Raw genomic sequence first — 7,018 nt, 5'->3', positions numbered from 1 at the left:
TCGGTGGTGAAGGCCAGCAGGGCCATCCAGACCAGGGCGAAGCCGGCGAGCCGGGCCGGGGGCATCGGCTCGTGGAAGATCAGCACCCCGCAGCCGAGCTGGAGGATCGGGGCGAGGTACTGGAGCATGCCCAGCGCGGTCAGTGGCAGCCGGTTCGCCGCGCCGGCAAAGAGCAGCAGCGGGATCGCGGTGGCCGCGCCGGCCAGCACCAGCAGCGCGGCGTGCCCGGCCGAGACGTGGCCGAACGTCAGGCCGCCGGTGGCGCCGAGCCAGCCGAGGTAACCGAGGGCGGGCAGGGCCAGCACCGCGGACTCCGCGAACAGCCCCTCCGCCGCCGGCAGCCCGAGCCGCTTCTTGACCAGCCCGTACCCGGCGAAGCTGACGGCCAGGGCGAGCGCGAGCCAGGGCAGCCGGCCGTAGTCGACGGCGAGCACGGCCACCGCCGCCGTGCCGATGCCCAGCGCCACCCACTGCCCGCGGCGCAGCCGCTCCCGCAGCACGGTCACCCCGAGCAGCACCGAAACCAGCGGGGTGATGAAGTAGCCGAGGGCCGTCTCCACCACCCGCTCCGAGTTCACGCCGTAGATGTAGGTGCCCCAATTGACCGCGATCAGCGCGGCGGCCACGGCGACACCGGCCAGCGCCCGGGGCCGGCGTGCCAGCGTACGCAGGAAGCCGACGTTGCGCAGTGCGGCGAGCAGCAGCGCCACGAACAGCACCGACCAGACGATCCGGTGCGCCAGGATCTCCAGGGGGCCGGTCGGCCTGAGCAACCTGAGGTAGAGCGGGAAGAACCCCCAGAGCAGGTACGCGCCGATGCCGTAGAGATATCCGAGCCGAAGCGGGGTCACCCCTCCACCGTAAGGAATGAGCCCGCCTCGGGCTCCTTTCCGGTGACCCGGTTCACCCGTCCGTCGTGCTCCATCCAGCGGCCCGGGTCGACCGGGACGAAGCCCACCTTGGCGTACACGCCGTGCGCGTCGACGGTGGCCAGCACGATCCGGCGTACGCCGAGGGTGGCCAGGTGGTCGCGGACCGCACCGGCCAGCCAGGTGCCCAGCCCGCGACCACGGGCCGACCGGTCCACGTAGACGTCGCAGAGCCAGGCGAATGTCACGCCGTCGGTCACCACCCGGGCAACCGCCACCTGCCGGCCGTCGCCGGGTCGGTAGACGCCGAACGACAGCGAGCCGGCGAACGCCCGCCCGACGGTTCCACGGTCGCGCCCCAACGCCCAGTACGCGTCGGTGGAGAGCCAGTGGTGCACGAGGTCGAGGTCGAGCCGAGCCGGGTCGGTGCTGATCTGGTGGCCGTCTTCGCGGGTCAGGGTGAACACACCTGCGACGCTAGCGCGACCGCCCCGGTGGGCTCAGTCGCGGTCGAGGAGCGCGCCGAGGAGCCAGGTGACCACGCCGACGAGCAACGCGCCGAGCACCGCCTCCGGCCAGAAGCCGTCGACGTGGAACGGCAGCCCCGCCTTGCCCGCGATCCAGCTCGTCAGCAGGAAGAGCAGGCCGTTGACCACCAGCGCGATCAGGCCCAGGGTCAGCAGGTAGAAGCCGCAGCCGACAGTCTTGACGATCGGCTGGAGCACGGCGTTGACGACACCGAAGATGACCGCGACGAGAAGCAGCGCGGTGATCGCCTCGGTGACCGAACCCGTGTCGAGCGTGATGCCCGGGATGAGCAGGGTGGCCAGCCAGAAGGCCACCGCCGTGCTGCCCAGCCGGATCAGAAGACCCTTGAGGAAACCCATGGCCGGATCGTGCCACGGAGCCGCCATCCGGGGAACCCGCCGATCGCGCCGGCCACCGTCAACCCCGGGCCGGCCGGCCGATCAGCTGCGACTCGATGGGGGTCGGCGAGAGCAGCGCCCAGCGCAACGCCCGGCGGTTCACCACCGCCACCATGTCCTCCCGGATGCGGGTCAGCCACTCGGCCGAGCCACCGAGGCCGAGGGCGGCACCGGCCAACGCGGCCTCGGCGGGGCGCAACGGTTGCAGCACGACCAGGTCGGCCCGGCCCAACTGGTCGACGTCGGACGGGGTGAGGCCGTCCCGGACCACCAGGGTGGACTGCCAGGCCGGCCCGGGACCGGCGTCGGCGGGCACCGGACCGGCGTCCACCACGAGCAGCACCGGGCGCAGCGGCGAACCGGCCACCCCGTCCACCGCCCGCCCCGGCGGCAGCACCGGGATCGGCCCGTCGGGCGTGCCGACACCCCGGACGAAGGGCTCCCACGCCCGGGGCCGGGTCGTCTGGACCGCCACCCGGGCACCCAGTGCCAGCGCCCGCAGGGCCACGAGCTGGGCGGCACGCACCCCGCCGACCAGCATCAGCCGGGTGCCCTCCGGCCGGAACAGCCGGATCGTCACCGCCGCGCCGCGCCGGTTGGCGCCGACCATCAGCCCGGCGGCGCCGACCGGCAGCTCCAACTCGTCGAGGACCGCCGGGTCGGCGGCAGCGCCCGGGACGGCGAGGGCGAGCGGCAGCGTGCCGGCCAGCGCCGGAAGCTGCTGGCCGTCGAGCCGGTCGACCTCCGCGCCCGCGTCGTCGGCCAGCCGCCGCAACGCCTGTGCCGCTGTCGCCAGCTCGGCCGGGGCCCAGACGGCCAGCCGTACGGTCAGCTCGGCCGGCGCGGTCACGCCGCCGACCCCGGTGCGCGGCCCCACGCAGAGCGAGACCGTGGTCGCGGCGGCCGGCAGGGTGAGCAGCCGGGGCACCAGCCGCCGCGCCGCGTCGGTCCGAGGGTCCGGCCCGCGCCGCACCCGGAAGGTGGCCTGGAACAGCTTCCCGGTCCGCACAACCGGCCAGGACTCCAGCACCGGCCCGCCGCCGTCGTGATGGGCCAGTTCCATGAGTACGCGCAGCGCGGCGTGCTCGCCGAGCGGGCGGGCGGTCACCGGCCCGAGCCGGCGGACGATCCGCCGGACCACCCCGGAGAGGGCGACCCGCAGCTCCTCGTTGGTCCACCCGGCCACCCGCAGGACCCGCACCGCCAGCAGCACCGAGTCGCGCCCGGCCAGCCGCCCGTCGGTGAGCTGCCGGTACGACGTGGCCACCGTGCTCGCCCCGGCCGTGGCGGCCGGCGCGGGGGAGCCGCTGAGCAGGAGCTGGAGCCGGACCGGGGGCAGCTCCGGGGAAACCGGCGGCAGCAGCGTCGACGGCGCGGGCAGCACCCCGGGCCCGTCGCCGAGCAGGTCGCCCGGGTCACCGATCTCCAGCACGGCGGTCAGGCCCCCGGCGTCGTCGACCACGGCGGCCGGGCCGCCGGCCAGCTCCGCCGCGCGGATCGTCGCGCCCGGGTCGAGCAGCCCCAGCAGCCCCGGGCCGGCGGCCGACGCCAGTGCGCGTCGCCGGGACAGGTGGCCACCGGCGACGCCGAGCCAGGTGAACAGCCAGCGCCCCCGGACCCGTACCCAGGCGGCGGCCAGCAGCGGCGCGGCCACCGCGACGGCGCCCACGGTCATGGCCGCGCCCCGGCCGGCCCCGGCGACGACCAGCGCCACCGCCGTCTGGGTGGCGATCACCTGACCGACCCGCACGCCGGTCGACGGCCGCCGGGTGGTGGCGGGGATCCACTGTGGTGGCAGCGGCTGGTGGTGCGCCGGCTGGGCCGGAGCCGGAGCCGGGGCCGTGGTGGTGCTGGCCGTCACCGCGCCTCCTCAGTGCTCGCCCGGAGACGCCGCCGGGCATCGGTGCGGTCGGTTCCGCAGCGTCATCGTATGACTCCGGATCGGCATCGCGGGAGTCACCGTTGTCCACAGGGGAGCAGGGCGGGGTAGCAGAACCGCCACCGGGCGGCTACCGTCAGCGACGAGTTCGCTGACCTTATCCCGTCCCGGCGCCGGCCGCCGGGAGAGGCGAGCGGTGCGTCCGCCGCGGGCGCGTCCGACGGCCAGCCACGATCGAGGAGACGAGGTGACGTCCGGGTGTCCCAGACCCAGGCAGAAGCCGCGGTGATGCAGCAGACCGCCGCGAAGTTCGAGCAGGTGGACCAGTCCCTGCAGTCCATGCTGACCGGCCTGCTGGCCGAGCTGGAGGTGTTGCAGCAGGCCTGGCGGGGTGCCGGCGGGCGCTCGTTCGAGCAGGTGAAGCAGCAGTGGTCGCAGGACCAGGCGGCGTTGCAGCGGGCGCTGCGGGAGACCGCCACCGCCATCCGCACCGCCGGCCAGCAGTACGACGTGTCCGACAACGAGGCCGCCGGCCGGGTCGCCGGCACCAACCGCAGCATCCAGCTGCCGCTGTAGCACCTCCCGGAAAGGGGATCATCCGATGGACCATGGGGTTCTGGTCGTCAACTTCGCCGCGTTGCAGCAGGCCGGCGCCGACATCCAGCGGGCATTGAACACGCTGGACAGCCAGCTCGGCCAGCTCGAACGCGACGCCGCCCCGCTGGTGGCGAGCTGGGACGGCGAGGCCCGGCAGGCGTACGAGCAGCGCCAGGCCCGGTGGCGCTCCGCCTCGCAGGACCTCCAGGCGATGCTGCGCGACATCAAGCTGGCCGTCGACGACTCCGCGTCGGACTACCTCGACACCGAGAAGCGGAACGCCAACCTGTTCCAGTGAGCCGGCCACGGCGGCGTCCGGCGGGCGCCGGGCGCCGCCAGCCGGCCCAGCGGCGAGGAACAACCGTCGACGCCTCGGTGCAACGGGGTGCCCCCTCCCGCGAGCCGCGCCGCACGGGCGGGTCAGGCCGCCGGCCGCCAGCGACGGCGACCGCCCCGGGGCAGCACCACCGCCAGCAGGACGGCGCTGGCCACGGCCGCCCCGGCGACAGCCGCGACGGCCAGCGCCCGGTCCCGGGCCGCCGCCCGGCGGGCCTGGCGGGCGACCAGTGCCGGGTCGACCCCGTCCGCCGGCAGCGCCCCGGCCCCGCGGGTCGGTCCCAGCGGGCCCGCCCCGGTCTCGGTGACCGCTCGGTACGGGTTGAGCACGCCCGCGCCGTACCCGCCGCCCGAGCCGCGCCCGGGGGCCGGGTCGGCCGTGGCGAGGATTCGCTGCGTCACCTGCGCGGCCGTCAGCTCCGGCCGGTACTGCCGGACGAGGGCGGCGGTGGCCGCCACGAACGGGGCCGCGTAGCTGGTGCCCTCGGCCCGGCGGTGGCCCTGCCCGGGGGCGGCTACCAGCACCTCGCCGCCCGGGGCGACCAGGTCGACGTACGAGCCGGTCTGGGAGAAGTCGGCCCGCCGGCCGTCGGAGCCGATCGCACCCACCCCCAGAACCCCGTCGTACGCGGCCGGGTACGGCTGCGGATCGCCGCTGTCGTGCAGGTTGCCGGCGGCGGCCACCACGACCACGTTCCGGTCGACCGCGTAACCGACCGCCGCCCGGACGGCCGGGTTGTCGGCGTACAGCACGACGGAGAGGTTGAGCACGTCGGCGTCGTGGTCCACCGCCCAGCGGATCGCCCGGGCGAAGTCGGCGGCGCTGACCGTGCGCCCCGACTCACGCCCCTCGACCACCTGCTGCTCGCTGACCCGTACCGGCAGGATGCGAGCGTCCGGGGCGAGCCCCTGGAACGCGACGCCGGAGCGGGGCGCGGCCGCGATGATGCTCGCCACACCGGTGCCGTGCCCGGCGCAGTCCTGGCTGCCGTTGCCGCCCGGATCGAGGAAGTCGGCTCCGGCCTGGACCCGCCCTACCAGCTGCGGGTGCCCCCGGTCCACCCCGGAGTCGATCACCGCGACGGTGACGCCGGCCCCGGTGGCCAGCGCGGAGAGTCGCTCCGGGGCGTACCGCTGCTGAGGCCACGGGGTGGCCGCCACCGGACGGGCCGGTGCGGGCGGCGTGGCGCAGCCGGGTGCCGCGCGGAGCGCCCCGGTCGCGGGTGCCGGGGCGGCGGGAAGCGCGGTCAGCAGGGCTGCGGCCACTGCGGCGAGGGCCGGACGCGTGGCGGGCCGGGGCATCGCGCCTCCGTATCGTGTCGGCTTCGGAACCGGATGTTATCCGCATCCGGATTGTCCGGCGGGGCGTCCCTGGCCAGCCATTGTGATCTTGTTACCACCTTGTAGGTTGTACGCGATGCCTATGGCCTGAGCGCGGGAGGAGAGGTGGCCGTGACCGACTGGGAGCCGGCTACCGAGGCCGAAGCGGCGATGCGCGACGCGCTCCGCGCCAACGACCAGGAGCTCTACTTTCGGGTCCTGGCCCGCACCGATCTGCTGCTGCCGGTTTCCGCGGAGGCGTTGGCCGGGCAGGCCCCGATGGGATGGGGCACCTGGACCACCGGTGGCCGGACCCACGTGCTGGCGTTCACCTCACCCGCCGCGCTGCGAGCGTGCCTGGGCGGGAGCCCCGCGCCCAGCCGACGCAGCGCGTACGCCGACCTCGCCGCCGACTGGCCCAACCACGAGTGGTGGCTGGCGGTCAACCCGGGCCTGCCCATCGAGGGCTACCTGCCCGCCTGGTTCGTCTCCCAGCTCTCGCGGGGCGATGTGCGACTGCCGGGCCGTACCCTCGGTGCCCGGGCCCGACTGGAGCGCGTCGAGTCCGTCGCGAAGGCCCGGGCCACCGCAGTGGTCCCCGGCCAGGACGCTCCGGTGTCGCCCGCGCCCGGCCCGGCGGCCGTGGGGCCGCTGCCGGGAGCCCCGACGACCGGGCCGGCCGACGTCGCGGATACGCCCACCACCCGGCTCACGGCGTCGCCGCTGACGGCCCCGCCCCGGCCGCGGGGCGGTGCCCCGGCCCCACCGCACCCGGACGGGTCGGTGGGCGGCCGACCCGGTGGCCCCGGTGCCGCTCCCGGCGAGGCGGCCGACGGCGAGCCGGTGCCGGGCGGCTCGGCGTGGCTGAACGTCCCCCAGCGGAGGCCGTCGACGGAAGCCGCGCCGGGCGAGGCGACGGTGGCCGGCAACGGCTCGCCTGCCGACGTCCCGGGCCCGCCCAACCAACCCGCGTCCTTCTTCGAGCCGTCGTCCGGCCGTAGCCGAGCGGCCCGGGGGCTCGGGGAACCCCGCCGTCCCGCCGACCGCGCCGTCCCACCGTCCCGGGGCTTCGCCGGCGGCCAGCCCTTCCC

Annotated in this window: 8 protein-coding genes; 3 read left to right on the top strand and 5 right to left on the bottom strand. The window is 76.0% G+C overall.

Going from position 1 to position 7,018, the window contains the following annotated elements; genetic code table 11:
- From rarD to eccE, 4 genes are all read right to left on the bottom strand, one after another.
- The coding region (rarD, locus tag E1258_RS28190) for an EamA family transporter RarD (protein WP_132406468.1) at positions 1–851 on the bottom strand (851 nt) is incomplete at its 3' end.
- Positions 848–1,336, bottom strand: coding sequence for a GNAT family N-acetyltransferase (locus E1258_RS28185; RefSeq protein ID WP_132406466.1), 489 nt, complete (start codon positions 1,334–1,336; stop codon positions 848–850). The genes rarD and E1258_RS28185, both read right to left, overlap by 4 nt.
- Before the next feature lie 33 nt (positions 1,337–1,369).
- On the bottom strand, positions 1,370–1,756 hold the full coding sequence (locus tag E1258_RS28180) for a phage holin family protein (RefSeq protein ID WP_132406464.1): 387 nt from the start codon (positions 1,754–1,756) through the stop codon (positions 1,370–1,372).
- A gap of 58 nt (positions 1,757–1,814) precedes the next feature.
- Entirely contained in the window at positions 1,815–3,656 is a 1,842-nt protein-coding gene (gene eccE, locus E1258_RS28175; RefSeq protein WP_132406462.1) for a type VII secretion protein EccE, read from the bottom strand.
- 276 nt (positions 3,657–3,932) lie between these two features.
- On the opposite strand from eccE, the gene E1258_RS28170 reads away from it, so the two are divergent.
- Together E1258_RS28170 and E1258_RS28165 are read left to right on the top strand one after the other, a co-directional pair.
- A complete protein-coding gene (locus E1258_RS28170; RefSeq protein WP_132406460.1) occupies positions 3,933–4,250 on the top strand; it encodes a WXG100 family type VII secretion target in 318 nt (105 codons plus the stop codon).
- A gap of 25 nt (positions 4,251–4,275) precedes the next feature.
- Positions 4,276–4,569, top strand: a complete 294-nt coding sequence (locus tag E1258_RS28165) for a WXG100 family type VII secretion target (RefSeq protein ID WP_132406458.1) — start codon at positions 4,276–4,278, stop codon at positions 4,567–4,569.
- A 122-nt stretch (positions 4,570–4,691) separates the two neighbouring features.
- Here the strand turns inward: E1258_RS28165 and mycP are convergent, their stop codons facing one another.
- Positions 4,692–5,909 (bottom strand): type VII secretion-associated serine protease mycosin, encoded by a 1,218-nt coding sequence (gene mycP / locus E1258_RS28160; RefSeq protein ID WP_132406456.1) that lies wholly within the window; start codon positions 5,907–5,909, stop codon positions 4,692–4,694.
- A gap of 150 nt (positions 5,910–6,059) precedes the next feature.
- Between mycP and E1258_RS35240 the strand changes: the two genes are divergently transcribed.
- The coding region (locus E1258_RS35240) for an SseB family protein (protein WP_243715744.1) at positions 6,060–7,018 on the top strand (959 nt) is incomplete at its 3' end.

Origin of the sequence: Micromonospora sp. KC207 (assembly GCF_004348615.1) — a bacterium.
GTDB lineage: Bacteria > Actinomycetota > Actinomycetes > Mycobacteriales > Micromonosporaceae > Micromonospora.
This window is presented reverse-complemented; position numbering and strand designations above follow the sequence as displayed.